The organism is Clostridium sp. OM05-5BH, assembly GCF_003481505.1.
GTDB classification, from domain to species: Bacteria; Bacillota; Clostridia; order Lachnospirales; family Lachnospiraceae; genus Otoolea; species Otoolea fessa.
In genome coordinates this window covers 217,648-236,998 of record NZ_QULJ01000002.1, presented here as the reverse complement: position 1 = coordinate 236,998, position 19,351 = coordinate 217,648, and the positions used below count along the sequence as shown (strand labels likewise).

The following is a 19,351-nucleotide window of genomic DNA, read 5'->3' as shown; positions in this document are numbered from 1 at the left end:
TTCTCTTCTTTCCTACAATTTCCTACAACGCATGAACATCCATATAATACTGATAATTTGGGAACTTATTCTGGAAGTGTTCTGCCATATAGTACGCCGCTTCTTTCGGGTTCCGGTTCTTGATTGCCTCGAAAATCTTCAGATGGCTCTCATAGAAATACATGCCGTCCGTCTGGCGGATCTGATCCGACACCAGATCCATGATGCTCGAATAAATCAGGCGGATCAGCTGGTTTCCAGAAAGGTTCACCACCCGGAAATGGAACAGGTTATTGTAATACTGGCGCGTCTTCAGATCGGCTCCGCCCGCAATCGCCTCTTTCATCGAATCCATCAGCGCCTGAAACTCCCCGATCTCCTCTTCCGTGATCTTGGCGGCCGCAAGCGACGCCATCTGCACCTCCATGATATAGCGGAATTCCAGAATATCATCCATCTTGCCGTTTTTTAAGTAAAACTGCATTGCCAGCGGATTGATCACCTCGACCGTGTCCGCCGTAATATAATTGCCGTCTCCCTGACGGCTGCGGATAATCCCCAGCACTTCCAGCGCACTGATCGCCTGCTTGAGCGCCGGTCGCCCAACTCCGAGCATCTCGGCTAACTGGCGCTCCGGCGGAAGCCGGTCACCTTTTTTTAATTCGCCGTGCATGATCATTTCCTGGATCTGTGCGACTACCTTCTTATATACTGAAACATTTTCTTCGATTGGCTGAAACATTCTCAGTCTCCCTCCTGCTGATTTACGTTCCCTAACGCCTATCGATTATATCATTATTTATGTGAAAAAACAAATGTTAATAGATAGCAGACAACCTCCAGCACCGGCACAATCCAAAAAATACAAGCGCCTCCCTGTGCTACTCCCAACAGTCCCATCGGCGTTACAACATTGGAATGCCACGGGACCAGAAGACTCATGTATAAAGCGCCCAGAAAGAGCGAATGAATCATTTTCTCCCGTTTACAGCCTTTTTCATCATACACCGGCATCAGGCAGGAGACGGATATCACCAGGGAACACATCGCCGATGCTGAAAAAACATTTACTACAAAAGCAAATAAAATTGCTGCTATATTTCCTTTTTTCTCTGTATCTGCCCACTTAAACAACGGCTGCATCATGCATCGGATCGCCCCGCTTTTTTCAAGCATTCCAAACAAACTAAACGCTAAAAGGAACAAAAGAACCGTCCCAGCCATGCTGCTGATACCTCCGCTGTGAAAATAGGATCCTTGGTCCGGTCCATTCCATAAAACATTCAAAATTGTCTGCCATCGATATTTCTGGTAAAAAAATGCCACTGCCATCCCGGACACGCAGCCTGCCATCAACGCATGGATGGCGTTTTTTCTCATTAACATAAATATAAGAACCACTGCAGCCGGTATATACACGGGCATTCCCAGGCACATTTCCCCGAATATTTGAATCATTTTACTGCTTTCCTGTATCGATATTCCTGCCAGTTCTGCATTCTTCCATCCCGCATAAAAACAGCCTGCCAGACAAACGCATATAGTTGGAATGATACTATTTCGTTCTGCTTTCAAGGTTTTCGCCAGTTCTATTTCAACACTGGATGAAAGTAAATTCACAAAATCCGACATCGGAGAAATCCCATAGCCGCAAAATGCTCCGGCTATTATAACAGCTGCTGCTATTTTCTCTTCATATCCCATACTTGTTCCAATATTTAAAAATAGGATTCCCATGGTTCCACAGGAACTAAACACACTGCCAGTCAGAAAACTAAACAGAAAGCATCCTGCATACGCGGTGACCGGATACCATTCCGGACGAATCCACAAAATTCCTGTATACGTCAGTCCTGGAATCGTACCTGACAGATTCCATATTCCTGTCATCGCTCCTGCACATAAAAGAAAAAAGATAGGTGAAACTGCCCTTGTGCAAGAATGAACCATTGCTTCCTGAAGCTCATTCCAAGAATAAGAATTTGCTTCTAAAAACAGAATCACGTAGATCCATGCAAGAAAAAAGAATGCCTGCACCGGTACTTGGATTCCGCATACTGGAACTGCCAGAATCAGGAAAATTCCTCCCACCAAAGCTCCCGATCGTTTTTTATCTAATTTTTCCGCCCCCATCATTCCTCCTGTTTCTTTTTTCCACTGCAATGTTCAAATAACCCTTTTAATTAGAAAAACAGATGTAGAACAGTTTTTCTCTCCCCATCCTACATCTGTTTGACTTACTTAATGAAATGTCTTATTTATCCTTGTTTAATTTCTTGATTCCAAACCCGGTAAAGCCCCAGAGAACCGCAAAACAAAAACCTGCGTAACAAAAGATTGCCCACGGAGCATATGCGAACGTAGAGACTCCCAGCGTTCCCGACATATACGCGCCGCCCGCTGACCACGGAACCAGAGGAATGGAACAGGTTCCTGCATCTTCCAGTGTTCTGGAAAGATTCTGCGGTGCCAGATTTCTTTCCTTAAAGGACTCACTGAACAATTCTCCGCCCATCAAAATCGGAATATATGCATTTCCAACAATCAGCGCAATAATCAAGACTGAAATAACCGTTACCAGAATCAAAGTTCCGTCACTGTGTACGAATGTTTTCAATTTTTCCAAGATTGCATTCATAAAACCAGCCGCACTCATAGCACCTGCAAATAGAAATGCGCAGAGCACTTTCAGCACCGTTGCCATCATGCTTGTCATTCCGCCCCGCTCTACCAGCATTTTAATGCTTCCTGTCACTGTTTCCGGATCAATCCCCAGCATCGATAAAGAAAATCCGCTATATGCTGCCGAAATTACCTTTGCAACCGTCGCTCCCTGAAATACAATCGCTAACACTCCTGCCAGAACCGATGCTGTAAACATAACCGGAATCGTTGGTTTTCCCATCGCTGAACCAACCAGCACAACCACCAGAGGAAGCAATAAAAACACATTAAAATGATAAATAGAAGCGAGTCCCTCCGTCATCTCATTTGCCGCAGATGCATCGACCGATGAAACCACCATTCCAGTACGTCCAGCTATAAAATATACCACTAAACAGACAAGCGCCGCCGGGACCGTCGTATAAAACATATGCCGGATGTGTTCAAACAATGTGGTTCCGGCTGCTACCGGAGCCAGATTTGTCGTATCTGAAAGCGGTGACATTTTATCTCCAAAATAAGCACCTGAAATAATTGCGCCCGCTGCTGCCGGAAGATTAACGCCCAATCCCTGAGCTACTCCGATAAGTGCCAGCCCGACGGTTCCAACTGAGCCAAAACTGGTTCCCGTACACACAGAAACAATTACTGTAATCACAAAAGCCGATATCAGAAACAGCTGTGGATTTAAGAGCTTCAGGCCATAATAAATCAACATAGGAATTGTTCCTGATAACATCCAGGTTCCGATAATCATTCCAACAAATACAAAGATAAAAATCGCCATAAATGACTTTCCTATCTTTTCCGAAACCGCATCTGCAATCTCATTCCAGGTTGTTCCATAAAACAATCCTAAAAGCACCGTAAAGAAGGAACAAACAAGTAAGAGTACTTCCACACTTAGTCTGAACTTTCCAAAACCAATTCCCAACACGAACGCCATCACCAATATTGGAAGCATCGCAGCCCCAAAACCCGGTTTTCTTTTCTCTTTCATATTCATTCCGTCCTTTCGCTCGAATCATATGTTTCTCTTCTACCATCCCTCTTTATAAACCCCTATATGAATCTCACGCTTACGGTTTTACCCGTTCCCTCACAGAGTGCACTTTCTTTTATGATGTTCAATCATCAATCGACACTCCCAGCGTTTCTGTCATCTTCTTATATTCCTGTGAAAACTTTTCTGTTATCGGACCAGGAATCTGTGTACCAATCTTCTTTCCATCGATCATTTTAACCGGAACCACTTCTCCGACTGTACCACAGATAAATACCTCATCCGCATTATAATACTCTGAAACAGATACGTTTCTTACCTGTACTTCCATTCCCATCTCTTTTGCTATCTGAATCATTGTTTTTCTCGTAATTCCCGGAAGCTGTGAATCTAAAGTCGGAAGTATTAATACTCCATCTTTAATCATCTGTAAGTTCGTAGAGTTTGTCTCCGCCACATAACCATTCTGGTCAAGCATAATTGCTTCATCCGCTCCCTGACGGATTGCCTCACACGCCGCCATAATCTGGTTCAGCTGGTTACAGCAATGAATCTTCGGATCCATGTAAGACGGGGAATAGCGTTTCAGCCAGGTTGTTACCAGCGTAATTCCCTCTTTATTGAAAATAGGGGGTTTCTGATCCACACAGATAACGATCGACGCATTCGTCACATTTAAAGTCGGATGCATACCTGTCTGTGCTTTAAATCCGCGCGTCACCTGTAAACGCATATGTAAATCAGTAAATCCTGCATCCAGATTTCGACGAATCAGCTCTTTTACAATTTCCTTCATCTCATCTTTGGTCTTTCCTATATCGATTCCCAGCGTGTAGCAGGACTCATACAGACGTTTGATATGCTCATCCAGACGGTATACTTTTCGTCCATATGCACGGATTCCTTCATATACGCCATCTCCATGCTGAAAACCACTGTCATATACGGAGATAACGGCTTCTGATTTTTTAACAAAATCTCCATTTACATAAAGGATTGTATCTGCAATTTTCTGTCCGTGTAACATAATAGAACCATCTTCTGTCAACTGTGATAACTTATACATATCCGTTCCTCCTTCAATTATCTTTTTATTTCTCTGATTGTCATTTTGGTATAATGGTAAATTGGTAAGTCCATTTACACTATGATCATATCACATTTCTCCTGTATGTCAATATTAAAATTTATAACTGTTATAAACACATATTTATGTGTCTAATGTTATTTGATTCATTGTTGGATTTTTACAGAATATAGTCTAGCATTTAGTTTTACTTTTTCGCAATTCAACGCAAAAAAACAGACAGAAAGAATAAAATTTCCTCTCCATTCTTTCTGCCCGTCTATTTTTATTATATTTTATTAAAAGCCAACTAAGCAGGGCGCATTTTTATGCCTCTTCCCGCTCTTCCTCCGGCAGCAGGTTCGTCATGCTCTTTAAGCTGATCGCCAGTGTCGAGCTGTTGTGCAGCAGCGCCGACATAGACGGTGTGATGATACCAGCCACCCCCAAGAGAATCAGACCTAGGTTGAAGCTGATGACGAAACGGTAGTTTCCATGGACACGTTTCATCAGATCCATGCTCAGATGACGCAGAAGCACGACTTCATCCAGGGAATCTTTCTTGATCGTGATATCCGCGATCTCTCTGGCAATCTCCGCGCCCTCGCTGACTGCGATGCCCGCGTCTGCCGCTGACAGGGCCGGTGAATCGTTGATGCCGTCACCGATCATGATAACTTTGTGGCCTTTCGCCTTCTCCTCCTCAACAAAGCGCGCCTTATCCTCCGGAAGTACCTCGGAGAAATAATCATCCACGCCGACCCTCTTCGCGATCGCCGCTGCGGTCCGCTCGCTGTCGCCGGTCATCATGACAATGCGCTTAAATCCAGCCTCTTTTAACTGGCGGATGACAGACGGTGCTTCCTCACGCAGCGGATCCTCGATGCAGATAACGGCTGCAAGCTGTCCGCCGATTGCCATGTAAAGATGGGAACAATTTTCCGGAAGGTTCTCAAACTTCTCTTTTCCATCCTCCGGCAGTGTGCACTTCTCATCCTCAAATACGAAATGGTGGCTTCCAATCACGACGCGTTCTTCGCCCACATAGGTAGCGATACCGTGCGCTACGATGTAATCCACTCTCGAGTGCATCTCCTCATGTACCAGATGACGTTTTTTCGCTTCCTGTACGACCGCGTTTGCCATCGAATGCGGGAAATGTTCTTCCAGGCAGGCTGCGATACGAAGCAGTTCTTCCTTCTCCATGCCGTTGAAAGATACTACATCGGATACAACCGGTTTTGCCTTGGTCAGGGTTCCGGTTTTGTCAAATACGATCGTCTCCGCCTCGGCAACAGCCTCCAGAAACTTGCCGCCCTTGACCGTAATGTGATGCTGGCTTGCCTCACGCATCGCAGACAGGACTGCAAGCGGCATTGCCAGTTTCAGTGCACAGGAGAAATCAACCATCAGGATCGACAGTGCTTTCGTCGCATTGCGGGTCAGCAGATAGGTAAGCGCGGTACCGCCCAGACTCCACGGAACGAGTGCATCTGCCAGGTTCGACGCCTTGCCTTCAACGGATGATTTGAGCTTCTCCGAATCCTCGATCATCTGTACGATACGCTCATAACGGGTGGAACCGGCGGATTTTTCTACCTTGAAGGTAATCTCTCCCTCTTCCAGCGCGGTTCCTGCGTAAACATAGCTGCCCGGCTCTTTTCTGACCGGCTGGGATTCGCCGGTCATCGAAGCCTGGTTTACCATCGCCTCGCCGCTTACTACGACACCATCCAGTGGAATCACTGTACCCATATGGACGGTCAGCTCGTCGCCCGCGGTAACATCCGAAAGCGGTACAAGGACTTCGGTCCCGTCCACTTTTTTCCAGACCTTCTCCACGTTCAAGGACATGCTCCGCGCCAGATCCCCAACGGATTTCTTATGTGTCCACTCCTCCAGAAGCTCACCGACGCCGAGCAGGAACATAACGGAGCCAGCCGTATTGAAATCGCGGCGCAGAAGGGAAACACTGATCGCCGTCGCATCCAGCACCTCCACATGCAGCTTGCGCTTAAATACGAGGCAGTGGATACCTTTCACGATATAACGGATCGCCTGCACGGACGTGTATACCGCACGGACCGGCGCCGGGAGAAATGTCTTCGTCGCAAAGCGGGTCAGTACCTTCTGAATCAGCTTTTCTTTGTACTCCTGATTCAGGGCGCGTCCGCTGCTTTTAACTGCCATCTCCTGTTTTTCGGTAATCTGACCATCAAACGCCGCTACCTGTACGAGTACCGCCTCCCGATCCTCCTTATAATAGATAACCGCATCTGCTGTCCGCTCATACACCTTAGCCGCCGTCACGCCGTCCAGACCAAGCAGATACTGTTCCAGAACATCCGCTTCGCGCACGGTATGGAATTTCCGGGCAAGGCTGATACGGATTCTTCCTTTGATTTCATGCTTTATAATGAATTTCATGATTCATCTTCCTCCGGTTATAGAAGAGCTGCCGCGAGACAGCATCCCATGCTATCTTGCGGCAGCCCCCCTGTTATTTAGATTCATGTATTCTTGGAGTTGCTATTACTGCTCTGCCTTCTCAGCCTCCGGTGCGGCCTCGGTTGCCTCAGCAGTCTCGTTGAAATCCTCATCCTCACCAAAGCTCTCATAGCCGCGAGCCTCGTTGATCTGCTTTGCCTCAGCCAGGATGTCCTCAGCGTTCTCCTGAATATTGGTAGCGGTGGTCATCACACAATCACGTGCACGAAGTCCGGCTGCTACGCAGTTTACGTAAAATTTCTTTGCATCCTCGCTGCCAAGAATCTTAACACCTGCTGTTCCGAACAAAACGCCGCCTGCAAATAAACCTAATTTTTTTAATTTGAAAATGTCCATCATGATTACTCCTCCTCTGATATTATCTAAATTATATTCACATATGATTTTTGAAAACTATTTATTCCATTTCAAATGCGAATATAGCTGCGTTTAATGACTCATTTCTGAGGTACAAGTAGATGGTAACAGCTTACCCCCATGATAGTCAAACCTAACTTTCCTTATTGAGATTTTTTATCAACTGGCATCCGAAGTTATACTTGACAGCTCATCCTCATTCCGCAGAGAATACTGGCGGCAACGGTTTAAAACGCCGATTTCTTCCAGCACTGCAATCATCCGGTACACCGTTGCCTTGCCGATCCCCGGGTCGCGCTTGGATGCCTCGTAGTAGATCTCCTTACAACTGCTCCATCTTCCCTCCAGGATCACATCCAACATGATCTTTCTTTGATCGGTCATCCGTTTCCCCCGTCTCTTCAGTTCGCTGATAATCTGCTCTCTCTGCTGCATCGTATCATCTCTCTTTCCATATCTTCTAAATTATTTTTCCGCACATCTGCCGTTTCCGTCCACAACCCGGCTTTTTATTAGCGCAGACTAACTGTTCGTTTAAAATATATAGCATACTCTGCTTGCCACTCTTTTTGCAAGTACTAAATTCCGCTTTTGCCTCTGGCTCAGCCTCATTAAGTCCTTAGATACGACTCGCACTAAGTGCTCATATTATATTGTGTTTCATCAAAAACAAAACATAATTAGCATGAACAAACTCAGGTTAGAATGCCGCAACTCAAGTTAGATGTCTCTAACCTTAATTTAAAGACTACCTCTTTTTTTCTCATCTGTCAATGAATTTTCGAAAATATATTTGATTTTCTTCTCTGATAATGGTAAGGTACTCACAGAATAATCAATTCAGACAGGAAAGGAAGGATTTTTCGATGAGCTTCAAAGAAATAAAGCCAGAAGAATTAAATTTTAACCCGTTTACCCGCATCGGTTCCGACTGGATGCTTTTAACCGCCGGCACCGAGGATAAATTCAACACCATGACTGCCAGCTGGGGCGGCGCAGGCGTATTCTGGGGCAAACCGGCTGTTACCTGCTATATCCGTCCCCAGCGCTACACCAAAGAATTTATAGACAAAGAAGAACTCTTCTCCGTCAGCTTTTTAAAAGACGGACACCGCGATGCCCTCAAACTCTGCGGCTCCGTATCCGGCCGTGACCACGACAAAATCAAGGAAGCCGGCCTGACCCCGGTCTTCATCGACGGCGTACCGGCATTTGAAGAAGCTGACACCATCCTCATCTGCCGCAAAATGTACCGCACATCCATGAATCCGGCAGATTTTATCGATAAGGACGCTGACAGCAAGTTCTATCCGGAGAAGGACTATCATGATATGTATATTGCGGAGATTGTGAAAGCGGTTGTGGCTGAATAAGCAGAGCCGCTCCATTTAAAATTTAAATCCCACAGGAAACGCTGATTTGCAGCATTTTCTGTGGGAATCCTTTGAATGATCCTTTTGGGTCTATTTGTTTATATTGTGTCTTTATTTATTCCTTTATTTTGCCAATTCCAGCATCCGCGCCAGCGGACCAACCGCCCTCTGCCGCATCGCCTCATCCATCTCCACTTCCTCTTCCGGATTTTCCAGCGCCCGCAGTACGCTGTCCAGATGAATCTTCTTCATATTCGGGCAAAACTGACGGTGACCTACGGAGAAAAACTTCTTCTCCGGGTTCTTCTGCAGCAGTTCATAGAACACGCCCATCTCGGTGCAGATCAGGAAGACTTTCTCATCCGAATTCGTCGCATAATCAATAATCTGGGAGGTACTTCCGACAAAATCTGCCAGCTCCAGCACATCGCCGGTACACTCCGGATGCGCCAGCACAACTGCCTCCGGATGCAGCTCTTTTGCTTTCTTTACATCTTCCGCATGAATACTCTTATGTACATGGCAGAAACCGTCATTGAAAATAAAATGTTTCTCCGGCACTTTTTTTGCGATAAAACGTCCCAGATTCTCATCCGGAATAAAGAAAATATCCTTGTTCGGCAGTTTTTTCACGATTTTGAGTGCATTCGATGAGGTAACACAGACATCCGATTCTGCCTTGATCTCCGCCATCGAGTTCACATAACAGACAACGGCTACATCCGGATACTCTTTGCGTACTTCGCGGATCTTCTCCACCTCAACCATGTGAGCCATCGGACAGTCCGCGCTCCGGTCTGCCATGATAACCGTCTTCTCCGGGCTTAAAATCTTCGCACTCTCGCCCATAAATGACACGCCACAGAAAATGATCGTCTTCTGCGGCACCGTCGTCGCCAGCTCCGCCAGATAATACGAATCGCCCACATAATCGGCAATCTCCTGCACTTCTCCATCTACGTAATAATGTGCCAGAATCACGGCATCCTTCTCTTTTTTTAATGTCTCGATCCGCTGCTTTATCTCCTGATCCATCTCTTTTCCCTCTCCTTTTTTCACCGCTCTGTTCACGCTTCCGAATCCCCATCGATTGACAGAAACCATACCATTTTTCCGACAGCTGCGGTTCATTTTCTTCTTTACTATGTATCCGACATCTTTGCCACGCCATATTTCTCTGTCCATATAGCTTCCACACGGTAAACTTCTGTGATTATACCTCTAAGAGAAAAGCTGTGTCAATGAAATTTTGACACTTTTTATTACATCTGTCTTGTCATATAGCAATTCATCTACATACAGACTGAACGTCTGCTTTTCCGGCGCTTCAACCAGAGCAGCCAATATGCATTTATGCAATTTTTTTGTTTCACAAATGTATTTTACTGTGCAACAAAAAGTCAAACCAAAAATCGGACGGTTTTTCGCTGTGTTTTTCACTGTTCAAACCGTCCGATCTACATGACATATTTATAATTTTATCGCTTTATGCACATCCGCCCTTATTGCTGAAACAGCACCAGTCTCGATACCTTTCCTTCCGCGTCCGCCCAGATCGCGCATTTCTTTCCCGATTCCAGATCGTCTGCGGTCACGATGTTCCGGGTTAAATACGGCAGAATATGTGTCTCAGCGCTGATAGTATAAGTCACGCCATCCTCTGCTTTCACATAGACGGTATCATCATTCTCGGCACTCTTTTTCACCGACTCGATCTCTGTGTAAACCGGCACGGCGCTCACATCGGTTACATGGACGAAGAAGAGCTGTCCGTTCGTGATAGGCGGCTCGCTCATCGTCATCGCCTCCCCGATGTAGGCATATACAACGGTTCCCGTCTCCGCCTCGGTCATATCGACCGGATTGCCTGTCTCTGCGTCAAAAATCGGCGTTTCCGGTGAAAATGTGATCACCATCTCGCCGGCACTGCTGATTCCCGACTGATTGTCAATCGTGACGGAATCACTGGTAACCTCCGAAACCGGACCATAAACACAAATAAATTCGGATGAAACCTTCTTTCCTGTACCGGATGCCGGACCGGACGGGGCGTTTTTCTCGATAACCGTATTACTCTCGCTGGTTTCCGCTGCAGTAGTCTCCCCAGCTGCCTTCGTATCTTCGACAGCCGTCTTATTCTCCTCATCGCCCGCTTTTGCACTGGAAGCGCACCCAAGCGCACCTACCGACAGTGCTGCACAAATCCCCGCAATATATAACGATTTTTTTTTCATAATTTGAATCTCCTTCCGACTGTTCTTATGCCTGCTCCCTATCTGTTCCCAGGGACTTCTCTGAAATTTTTCAAAACTTCCCAGGCACTTTTTAGTTTCTAAAACCAGTGAAATATTTTTCTTTATACTCTGTATTCAGCTCTTCTATCTGGTTTTCTCTGTTCTAACAGTCTACCCTATTTCATTCAAAAGTAAAAGTGCTTTTTTCTTACGGATTTCTGATATTTTATTACTGTTCACGCATACGTGCCCAGTAACGGAATTTGCCGTGGCTTCGCATTTAAATACGGCAATTCCTGCTGCCACCACGTTTTCTTACGGCACTTTCGGTTCCAAAAGTGCCTACCCGTAAACAGTAACGATATTTTCCTTTGCCGGTCAGGAGGTCCATACAAAGCTTCAGCAACTGTGCTGCCATGTAACATTTCACTCCACTTCCTCTTCTATCAGCTCCACACGGCAGATCTGTGGAAAATTTACCGCGATCTCCCCGCCTATATTTTCAAGTCCAGGCTGATTTCCACTCCTTATTTCCGCCAACCACAAAACTTGCCGGTAATAGTCGATTTTCTTCAATCGTCCTGCTGCCGTTCGGTAAGCGCCGCCATCCTTGTGCACGTCCGGTTGGAACCAGGTCACAGAAAGCCGAACCGTCTCGCCACGCATCAGCTGCTCCTCCGCTTCCACAAGCGTCTGATTGATCATCTCACGCACGCTGTCATCCAGATCGATCTCCCGCTCGGTCAGACGCGCCTCCTCCTCTACCGCCTCCTCATAGCCATTCAGTGCGGCAAACGAGGCAAACTGCGCCGCCCGGTCCTCCACCGGCATCCGTGCATGGCGCAAGGGAAATGGGTAAGAATGACCGAGGATATCGCCGTAGCGGCGCTGGGCGTCACTTTCCTGCCCTTTTTGGGTTTGGCTTCGTCCACCTTTTAAGTTTTCAAATTCATTCACTCTATATTGATCTTCCATCTACGCCTGATGCCCCCCGATCTGCCCGTTCCGCTCCTTGGCGGTCGCGCCTTCCTCAAAGTTCATCCCGCGCAGCACCGCATTTTTTCCATATTTTTTCTTGATCGTCAGAAGCGCTTCCTGCATCCGGCGCTCCCGCTCGCGTTTTTTCTGTTCTTCCTTCTCTTTTGCTTCCTTCTTTGCGTAATCGGTAAACAAATCAAGCTGTTCAAATGTTTCCTTCTGTTCACGCTCTTTCGCCATTTTCTCATTTACCACATGGCATGCCGAGAGCGACATCCGGCGGATGAGAAGTGCCGGGTTGACAATCTTATCATACAGAGCCGCCATCGCCTCCAGAAGCTCGCTTGAGGACGAAGTCGCACGCGGCAGATTCCACGTTCCATGTGCATGCTTCGGCACACGCCGCCCGTAGCGATCGGTTGTCACCGGTCCCTTGTATACTTTCCGTATCTCCGGGCGGGTCAGGTTTTCGATGTCATATCCGACCGTTAGAACGAGCTGATCGGTCACTAGCCGTTTTTCCACCAGCTCCAGCGAGATCCCGTCAATCATCTCCTGAACCACGATCCGCGCCTTGTCCGCCGTGTACGGACAGTGAAGCACCTGTCCGCAGCCCAGGCTGCTGCTCTGCGGCTTGTACGCCCGTATCTGTGCGATCGTGCACGACTCATAGCCCCACGCATGGTCAATCAGAAGCTCGGCGTTGATGCCGAACATCTGGTACAGCAGTTCCTCGCTGTAAAACTCGCCCGGTTTTCCCAGTGAACAACGCGCAATATCGCCCATTGTCCGAAGTCCCGCCTGCCAGAGTTTCTTCTGATAGCCCGGTCCAACCCGCCAGAAATCAGTCAGCGGCTCATGCGTCCACAAAAGCTCCCGATAACTCTGCTCATCCAGCTCGGCAATCCGCACGCCGTCCTTGTCCGCTTCCACGTGCTTCGCCACAATATCCATCGCCACCTTGCACAGATACAGGTTCGTCCCAATCCCCGCCGTCGCCGTGATGCCTGTTTCCTTTAACACCGTGCGGATGATGCGCTTTGCCAGCTCGCGCGGCGAAACCTTGTAAATTCCCAGATATTCCGTAACATCCATGAATACCTCGTCGATCGAATACACATGGATGTCCTCCGGTGCCACATACCGGAGATAAATCTGGTAGATCTGCGTGCTCCATTTCATATAGTGCGCCATTCTCGGCGGCGCAACCAGATAGCTGACCGCCAGCGACGGATCCGCCTTTAATTCATCATTTCTCCACGATTTATCCCGGAACTGGCGTCCCGGCGCCCGTCTGCGGCGTTCCTCATTGACTTCCCTAATCCGCTGAATCACCTCAAATAACCTGGGACGCCCCGGCACACCATAGGATTTCAGCGGCGGCGATACCGCCAGACAGATCGTTTTCTCCGTCCGCGATGGATTCGCCACGACCAGATTCGTCGTCAACGGATCCAGACCTCGCTCGACGCACTCGACCGATGCGTAGAACGATTTTAAATCAATGGCAATGTACGCGCGCCTGGAAACTGTTTTCTGCATGGCAGGATCCTCCCTTCTCTATGAATTTAAAATTTGAGCGCCACTGGTAAAAAATCATCTCACAAAATCAAGCACAGAAAGATTCCGAGCGTACACATGAAAATCCAGTTAAAAACTCACTAAGTGCTTCTATTATAGCATAACCATCAGCTTCACGAAATACTCAAATCCAAACATGTGTTTTGCAGCAGCAATAAAAAATGTGCCTTGGCACATCCGGGCGTCTCGCGCGGTCGCTTGCGACATGTTTCTGCTTCGCGCGAGTGTGCATCCTCGCGGAGCGTTTTTGTTTCATAGGATGTAATTTCCTATGAAACAAAAAAACCTCCGGTTCATTCGAATGAGAATCACATTTCTCATCCAAACAAACCGGAGGTTTTCTATCTCACCAAGTTTACCTCTTGGATTTATTTACCATTTATTTCTGGCATTATAACTGCGGACCAGCCTTTACCAGAGCCTTGCCAGCTTCGTTGCCTTCGTATTTAGCGAAGTTCTTGATGAAGCGGCTTGCCAGGTCTTTTGCTTTCTCTTCCCACTCAGCCTCGTTTGCATAGGTATCACGGGTATCCAGGATAGCCGGATCTACGCCCGGAAGCTCGGTCGGTACTTCGAAGTTGAAGTACGGGATCTTCTTGGTCGGAGCCTTCTGGATATCTCCGTTTAAGATAGCATCGATGATACCACGGGTATCTTTGATGGAGATACGTTTGCCGGTTCCGTTCCAGCCTGTATTTACGAGGTAAGCTTTTGCTCCGCTCTTCTCCATTCTCTTAACCAGTTCTTCTGCATATTTGGTCGGATGCAGCTCCAGGAAAGCCTGTCCGAAGCAAGCAGAGAAGGTCGGGGTCGGCTCGGTGATGCCGCGCTCGGTACCAGCCAGTTTTGCTGTAAATCCGGATAAGAAGTAGTACTGTGTCTGCTCCGGTGTCAGGATAGATACCGGCGGAAGTACTCCGAATGCGTCTGCAGACAGGAAGATAACGTTCTTAGCTGCCGGTGCAGAGGATACCGGACGTACAATATTCTGAATATGATCGATCGGGTAGGATACACGGGTGTTCTCGGTTACGCTCTTATCAGCGAAATCGATCTTGCCGTTCTCATCCAGGGTAACGTTCTCAAGCAGCGCATCACGTCTGATAGCGTTGTAGATATCCGGCTCAGACTCTTTATCCAGGTTGATAACCTTCGCATAGCAGCCGCCCTCGAAGTTGAATACACCGTTGTCATCCCAGCCGTGCTCGTCATCACCGATGAGAAGACGTTTCGGGTCGGTAGAAAGGGTAGTCTTGCCAGTTCCGGAAAGTCCGAAGAAGATAGCGGTGTTCTCGCCATTTAAGTCGGTGTTAGCGGAGCAGTGCATAGCAGCGATGCCCTTTAACGGAAGGTAGTAGTTCATCATGGAGAACATACCTTTCTTCATCTCTCCACCGTACCAGGTGTTGATGATAACCTGCTCGCGGCTTGTGATATTGAAGACAACAGCTGTCTCAGAGTTTAATCCAAGCTCTTTGTAGTTCTCAACTTTAGCCTTGGAAGCATTGTATACTACGAAGTCCGGTTCGAAATCAGCCAGTTCTTCGTCGGTCGGAACGATGAACATATTCTTTACGAAATGAGCCTGCCAAGCAACCTCCACAATAAAACGGATCGCCATACGGGTGTCTTTATTTGCGCCGCAGAAAGCATCTACTACAAACAGTCTCTTGTTGGAGAGCTCTTTTAAAGCGATATCCTTTACTGCGCTCCAGGTCTCTTTGGATGCTACATGGTTGTCGTTCTTATACTCGTCTGAAGTCCACCATACTGTGTCCTTAGAGTTCTCATCCATAACGATGAATTTGTCTTTCGGGGAACGTCCGGTATAAATACCTGTCATAACGTTTACTGCACCAAGCTCGCTGACCTGACCTTTTTCATAGCCCTCCAGCTCCGGTTTGGTTTCTTCTTCAAACAGCATCTCATAAGAAGGGTTGTAAACAATCTCCGTTGTTCCTGTGATTCCGTACTTGCTTAAATCGATCTTAGCCATCTTAATACCCCTTTCCTGTTATCCGGCGGCTCCCGTCTGTGTGAAATTGTCAGCTTCGCTGACCAGAATCATGCGCCAAGTCTCACGGACGTTCGACTTAAATTTTGTCTGACATTTCTCACCGAACCGGGGATTTCAGTGTCCCCCACTGTACATGTGTATAGTTTGCAACCGCTTTACCTTTTCACGGTTCTTATATTTTGTACAATGCGAAAACTCGCCTTTTCTTCTCTTTATCTATTTTTACCAAAAGAGATTACTTCATCATTCTAATGCATTCATGGTAAAAAATCAAGCGAAATCGCGAAATGATTGATATTTTTTTATCAATTTCATTATTTCAAATATATCTGTCACTCACAGCGTCTAAATCGTTTAAGTTTTAAAATCACACGTACCACACCGCTTCATTCGTCGCTGAAATGGCATCCGTACCCGCCTCAAAGGCCGCCATCACATCTTTTTTGTCAGACAGCAGTCCCCCGGCGATCAGCGGAATATCGGTGTACTCGCGCATGATCTTAAGAATCTTCGGCATCACCCCCGGCATGATCTCGACTGCATCCGGTCGGAACATTTCGATCTGTTTTTTCAATGTATCGAGTGCGATCGAATCCACAACAAAGGTTCTCTGGATCGCATAAAGTCCCATCTCCTTCGCGCGCTCCACCAGTGTATTTTTTGTGCTGATAATACCGTCCGCCCGCGTATTGTGGGCGATAAAATCGACCGCCACCCTCTTGGTGCTCAGTCCCTGGATCATATCCACGTGGACGATCGCCACCTTCCCGGCGTCCTTGATGCGCGCTACAATCTGATCAATATCACAGATCGTGCCAAACAGCACAAATACTACCTTACATTCAGATTTAAGACTTTTTTCCAGCCCTTCCCAGCTCTTAATCGCTGCGATTATCGGAGATTCCTCCAGTAATTCAAGCATTGTCATTCTATGCTTCCTCTTCTCTCATAGTCTTGAGTATTTCTCCCATCTCTTTCAGCCCTGTGAAAATCGCATCCGGCACGACATCCGCCTTCGGTACATCCTCCAGCTTCGTCTCGCCGGTCAGCACCAGGATTCCGTGTGCCCCATTTACCACGCCGGTTTTCACATCCGTGTAGATCCGGTCGCCGACAAACGACATTGCCTCGCGCTTTGCCCCGGTCATCTCCAGAACCATATCCACGGTCTCCTTGAATGGTTTTCCGACATACTTCGGCTCCTTTCCGGTCGATAAGGAGATTGCCGCGCACATTGCGCCGCAGTCCGGGATAAAACCATCCTTCGTCGGGCAGTTGATATCCAGATGCGTTGCCAGAAACACAGCGCCGTTGCGGATATACGTGCAGGCACGCTCCAGCTTCTCATAGGTCAATGTCATATCAAAGCCAATCACGACCACATCCGGCATCTCCCCTGTCAGAAGAATGCCATTTTCACGGAAATTCTCCTCCAGATCCGGCGTTCCCACCAGATAGACTTTCTTTTCAGGATAATACTCTTTCAGATACTGAATCATCACATCCCCGGATGTAATGATCTGATTCCTTTTAATATAACACCCCATTTTTGCCAGTTTGTCAATATATGTTTTCGGAGATTTCGACGAATTATTCGTAAAAAATACATATCTCTTCCCTGCTTTCTTCACTTCCTCCAGGAAATCCAACGCCCCGTCGAGCACATCCGTATCCAGATAAAACGTCCCGTCCATATCGAGGACAAACAGTTCTGTCTCCTTTAAAATTTCACGTTTTTCCATGCCTCTCTCCTTGTAATTTATCTCTGTAAATATGTACCTGTAAAAAAGATTTTCTTCAAAACAACTTTATCCAATCCTGCCCAAATATGCAAGCAGGTTTTTCATATATTTCAATTTCAAAAATGGGAAGCCGTACAAATCTCTTCTATGAGTCTGTACAACCTCCCATCTCTCATCTTTATATTCTGCGACAGGCTGGCGGCGTCACTTTTACGTTTTTTTACGCCCGCCCTACATTCTTGCTCGCCACAACCGCAACCCCGGTTCCAGCGCAGTCTGCGATAATCACATCCCCGATATGCACCGGAGCTGCCACCTTCACGGCGCGGATCTCCTTCATGCAATCAAAGATTTTGCCTTTCGGGATATCCGAAGCCGTCTTGACCGCTGCTCTCTCGATCGTGCCGCCCTCGACGCGTACCGTTGAGGTAACGATTCTCGTCGGATTGGTTACCTCTTTCTTTGCATACGCCTCGCCGCGCGGGCATGTATTTCCTTCTACCTTGATCTCGTCATTTCCCATCGTCACAGTGAGCTGACAGCCCAGCGGACATCCGATACAGGTCAGTTCTCTTACTTCCATCACTCATCCACCTCCGTGCAAATGGTTATTTCTTTCAGATCCGGATATTTCTCCAGACTTTCCTTCGTCAGGATTACCTGCTCCATCTCACCCGGTGCCAGCACGCGTTTTTTGCGGCTGCTCACACGCTCTCCGTCAAAATAAACGGAAATGCTGCGGTTTTTATAAACATCTGCCACACGGAAACGAACCGTCAGCTTGTCTGCCATCGCCTCGGTATCGATCGACTGCGGTACCGTGTAGCGGACGCCATTTTCTGCCTTGAGTGTCACGCTGTGACCTTTCTTCGTCTCGCCGGATTTCACATATTTCGCTGCGTTCTGTCCTGCCAGCGCTGCCTCCTCGGATACATAGTCAACCAGATCATGTACATGAAGCACGTTGCCGCAGGCAAATACACCCTCGATGCCTGTTTCCAGACGGTCATTGACCATTGGGCCGGAGGTAACCGGGTTCATCGCCACGCCCATATTTCTCGTCAGCTCATTCTCCGGAATCAGACCACAGGATAACAGAAGCGTATCACAGTCATAGTGCTCTTCGGTACCCGGAATCGGTTTGCGGTCCGGTCCGACCTGTGCCAGCGTAATGCCTTTCACGCGCTCTTTTCCCTCGATATTCACAACCGTATGGCTTAACTTCAACGGAATATCAAAGTCATTTAAGCACTGTACGATATTTCTCTTCAGACCGCCTGAATACGGCATCAGCTCCGCTACAACCTTAACCTTTGCGCCCTCCAGTGTCATACGTCTCGCCATGATCAGTCCGATATCGCCGGAACCGAGGATGACAACCTCTTTACCGACCATATGTCCCTCGATGTTCATGAGACGCTGTGCCGTACCAGCAGTGTAGATACCTGCCGGACGATACCCCGGAATGTTCAGGGCGCCTCTCGGACGTTCGCGGCATCCCATCGCCAGGATAATCGCTTTTGCCTTGATGAGCTCCAGTCCCTCGCTCCGGCTTACGACTGTGATCTCTTTGTCTTTATTGATATCCAGTACCATGCTGTTTAAGCGGTACGGAATTTCCAGCTTTTTCACTTCTTCCTCATAACGTGCCGCATACTCCGGTCCGGTCAGTTCTTCTTTAAAGGTATGAAGACCAAAACCATTGTGGATACACTGATTTAAGATACCGCCCAGCACGCTGTCGCGCTCCAGAATCAGAATATCCTCTGCGCCGCTTTTCTTTGCCGCTGCTGCCGCTGCCAGTCCAGCCGGACCTCCGCCGATAATTACAATGTCATGCTGAATCATG

Annotated in this window: 17 protein-coding genes; 1 reads left to right on the top strand and 16 read right to left on the bottom strand. The window is 47.5% G+C overall.

Annotation, left to right across the window (positions count from 1 at the left end):
* Window positions 1–22 precede the first annotated feature (22 nt).
* The 7 genes from DXB70_RS03560 to DXB70_RS03530 form a co-directional block, all read right to left on the bottom strand.
* Window positions 23–721, bottom strand: a complete 699-nt coding sequence (locus DXB70_RS03560) for a FadR/GntR family transcriptional regulator (protein ID WP_118468051.1) — start codon at window positions 719–721, stop codon at window positions 23–25.
* Between the two features lie 53 nt (window positions 722–774).
* Window positions 775–2,112 carry a Na+/H+ antiporter NhaC family protein gene (locus DXB70_RS03555; protein WP_243022806.1) on the bottom strand — a complete coding sequence of 446 codons (1,338 nt, stop codon included), beginning with the start codon at window positions 2,110–2,112 and terminating at the stop codon, window positions 775–777.
* Between the two features lie 121 nt (window positions 2,113–2,233).
* A complete protein-coding gene (nhaC, locus tag DXB70_RS03550; RefSeq protein WP_118468048.1) occupies window positions 2,234–3,643 on the bottom strand; it encodes a Na+/H+ antiporter NhaC in 1,410 nt (469 codons plus the stop codon).
* A gap of 127 nt (window positions 3,644–3,770) precedes the next feature.
* Window positions 3,771–4,712, bottom strand: a complete 942-nt coding sequence (locus DXB70_RS03545) for an aminotransferase class IV (protein WP_118468046.1) — start codon at window positions 4,710–4,712, stop codon at window positions 3,771–3,773.
* 327 nt (window positions 4,713–5,039) lie between these two features.
* Complete coding sequence (locus DXB70_RS03540) at window positions 5,040–7,139, bottom strand: heavy metal translocating P-type ATPase (protein ID WP_118468044.1); 2,100 nt, start codon at window positions 7,137–7,139, stop codon at window positions 5,040–5,042.
* A gap of 105 nt (window positions 7,140–7,244) precedes the next feature.
* Window positions 7,245–7,559 carry a DUF6110 family protein gene (locus tag DXB70_RS03535; protein ID WP_022359851.1) on the bottom strand — a complete coding sequence of 105 codons (315 nt, stop codon included), beginning with the start codon at window positions 7,557–7,559 and terminating at the stop codon, window positions 7,245–7,247.
* A gap of 177 nt (window positions 7,560–7,736) precedes the next feature.
* On the bottom strand, window positions 7,737–8,012 hold the full coding sequence (locus DXB70_RS03530; protein ID WP_107000128.1) for a transcriptional repressor: 276 nt from the start codon (window positions 8,010–8,012) through the stop codon (window positions 7,737–7,739).
* A 431-nt stretch (window positions 8,013–8,443) separates the two neighbouring features.
* On the opposite strand from DXB70_RS03530, the gene DXB70_RS03525 reads away from it, so the two are divergent.
* Window positions 8,444–8,950, top strand: coding sequence for a flavin reductase (locus DXB70_RS03525; RefSeq protein WP_107000129.1), 507 nt, complete (start codon window positions 8,444–8,446; stop codon window positions 8,948–8,950).
* A 123-nt stretch (window positions 8,951–9,073) separates the two neighbouring features.
* On the opposite strand, the gene nadA is transcribed toward DXB70_RS03525, so the two are convergent.
* The 9 genes from nadA to DXB70_RS03475 form a co-directional block, all read right to left on the bottom strand.
* On the bottom strand, window positions 9,074–9,985 hold the full coding sequence (gene nadA / locus DXB70_RS03520) for a quinolinate synthase NadA (RefSeq protein WP_117796479.1): 912 nt from the start codon (window positions 9,983–9,985) through the stop codon (window positions 9,074–9,076).
* Between the two features lie 467 nt (window positions 9,986–10,452).
* Window positions 10,453–11,184: a hypothetical protein gene (locus DXB70_RS03515; protein WP_117796440.1), complete on the bottom strand. Its 732-nt coding sequence runs from the start codon at window positions 11,182–11,184 to the stop codon at window positions 10,453–10,455.
* Window positions 11,185–11,610: 426 nt separating this feature from the next.
* Window positions 11,611–12,159: a hypothetical protein gene (locus DXB70_RS03505; RefSeq protein ID WP_117796438.1), complete on the bottom strand. Its 549-nt coding sequence runs from the start codon at window positions 12,157–12,159 to the stop codon at window positions 11,611–11,613.
* Entirely contained in the window at window positions 12,160–13,704 is a 1,545-nt protein-coding gene (locus DXB70_RS03500; RefSeq protein WP_117796437.1) for a DNA methylase, read from the bottom strand.
* 430 nt (window positions 13,705–14,134) lie between these two features.
* Window positions 14,135–15,739, bottom strand: coding sequence for a phosphoenolpyruvate carboxykinase (ATP) (gene pckA / locus DXB70_RS03495; protein WP_107000134.1), 1,605 nt, complete (start codon window positions 15,737–15,739; stop codon window positions 14,135–14,137).
* 388 nt (window positions 15,740–16,127) lie between these two features.
* On the bottom strand, window positions 16,128–16,688 hold the full coding sequence (locus tag DXB70_RS03490) for a glycerol-3-phosphate responsive antiterminator (RefSeq protein WP_107000135.1): 561 nt from the start codon (window positions 16,686–16,688) through the stop codon (window positions 16,128–16,130).
* A gap of 1 nt (window position 16,689) precedes the next feature.
* The gene (locus tag DXB70_RS03485) at window positions 16,690–17,502 is read right to left on the bottom strand and encodes an HAD-IIA family hydrolase (RefSeq protein WP_117796436.1); all 813 of its coding nucleotides are present in this window, start codon (window positions 17,500–17,502) and stop codon (window positions 16,690–16,692) included.
* Between the two features lie 220 nt (window positions 17,503–17,722).
* Entirely contained in the window at window positions 17,723–18,085 is a 363-nt protein-coding gene (locus DXB70_RS03480) for a DUF1667 domain-containing protein (RefSeq protein ID WP_022359840.1), read from the bottom strand.
* Window positions 18,085–19,350, bottom strand: coding sequence for an FAD-dependent oxidoreductase (locus DXB70_RS03475; protein ID WP_022359839.1), 1,266 nt, complete (start codon window positions 19,348–19,350; stop codon window positions 18,085–18,087). Before DXB70_RS03475 ends, DXB70_RS03480 begins: the two co-directional genes overlap by 1 nt.
* Window position 19,351 lies beyond the last annotated feature (1 nt).

Coding starts and splice junctions, on each gene's coding strand:
- DXB70_RS03505 (WP_117796438.1), bottom strand. CDS start 12,159: ATGGAAGATCAATATAGAGTGAATGAATTTGAAAACTTAAAAGGTGGA.
- DXB70_RS03500 (WP_117796437.1), bottom strand. CDS start 13,704: ATGCAGAAAACAGTTTCCAGGCGCGCGTACATTGCCATTGATTTAAAA.
- DXB70_RS03540 (WP_118468044.1), bottom strand. CDS start 7,139: ATGAAATTCATTATAAAGCATGAAATCAAAGGAAGAATCCGTATCAGC.
- nhaC (WP_118468048.1), bottom strand. CDS start 3,643: ATGAAAGAGAAAAGAAAACCGGGTTTTGGGGCTGCGATGCTTCCAATA.
- DXB70_RS03555 (WP_243022806.1), bottom strand. CDS start 2,112: ATGGGGGCGGAAAAATTAGATAAAAAACGATCGGGAGCTTTGGTGGGA.
- nadA (WP_117796479.1), bottom strand. CDS start 9,985: ATGGATCAGGAGATAAAGCAGCGGATCGAGACATTAAAAAAAGAGAAG.
- DXB70_RS03560 (WP_118468051.1), bottom strand. CDS start 721: ATGTTTCAGCCAATCGAAGAAAATGTTTCAGTATATAAGAAGGTAGTC.
- DXB70_RS03525 (WP_107000129.1), top strand. CDS start 8,444: ATGAGCTTCAAAGAAATAAAGCCAGAAGAATTAAATTTTAACCCGTTT.
- DXB70_RS03480 (WP_022359840.1), bottom strand. CDS start 18,085: ATGGAAGTAAGAGAACTGACCTGTATCGGATGTCCGCTGGGCTGTCAG.
- DXB70_RS03515 (WP_117796440.1), bottom strand. CDS start 11,184: ATGAAAAAAAAATCGTTATATATTGCGGGGATTTGTGCAGCACTGTCG.
- DXB70_RS03485 (WP_117796436.1), bottom strand. CDS start 17,502: ATGGAAAAACGTGAAATTTTAAAGGAGACAGAACTGTTTGTCCTCGAT.
- pckA (WP_107000134.1), bottom strand. CDS start 15,739: ATGGCTAAGATCGATTTAAGCAAGTACGGAATCACAGGAACAACGGAG.
- DXB70_RS03535 (WP_022359851.1), bottom strand. CDS start 7,559: ATGATGGACATTTTCAAATTAAAAAAATTAGGTTTATTTGCAGGCGGC.
- DXB70_RS03545 (WP_118468046.1), bottom strand. CDS start 4,712: ATGTATAAGTTATCACAGTTGACAGAAGATGGTTCTATTATGTTACAC.
- DXB70_RS03475 (WP_022359839.1), bottom strand. CDS start 19,350: ATGATTCAGCATGACATTGTAATTATCGGCGGAGGTCCGGCTGGACTG.
- DXB70_RS03490 (WP_107000135.1), bottom strand. CDS start 16,688: ATGACAATGCTTGAATTACTGGAGGAATCTCCGATAATCGCAGCGATT.
- DXB70_RS03530 (WP_107000128.1), bottom strand. CDS start 8,012: ATGCAGCAGAGAGAGCAGATTATCAGCGAACTGAAGAGACGGGGGAAA.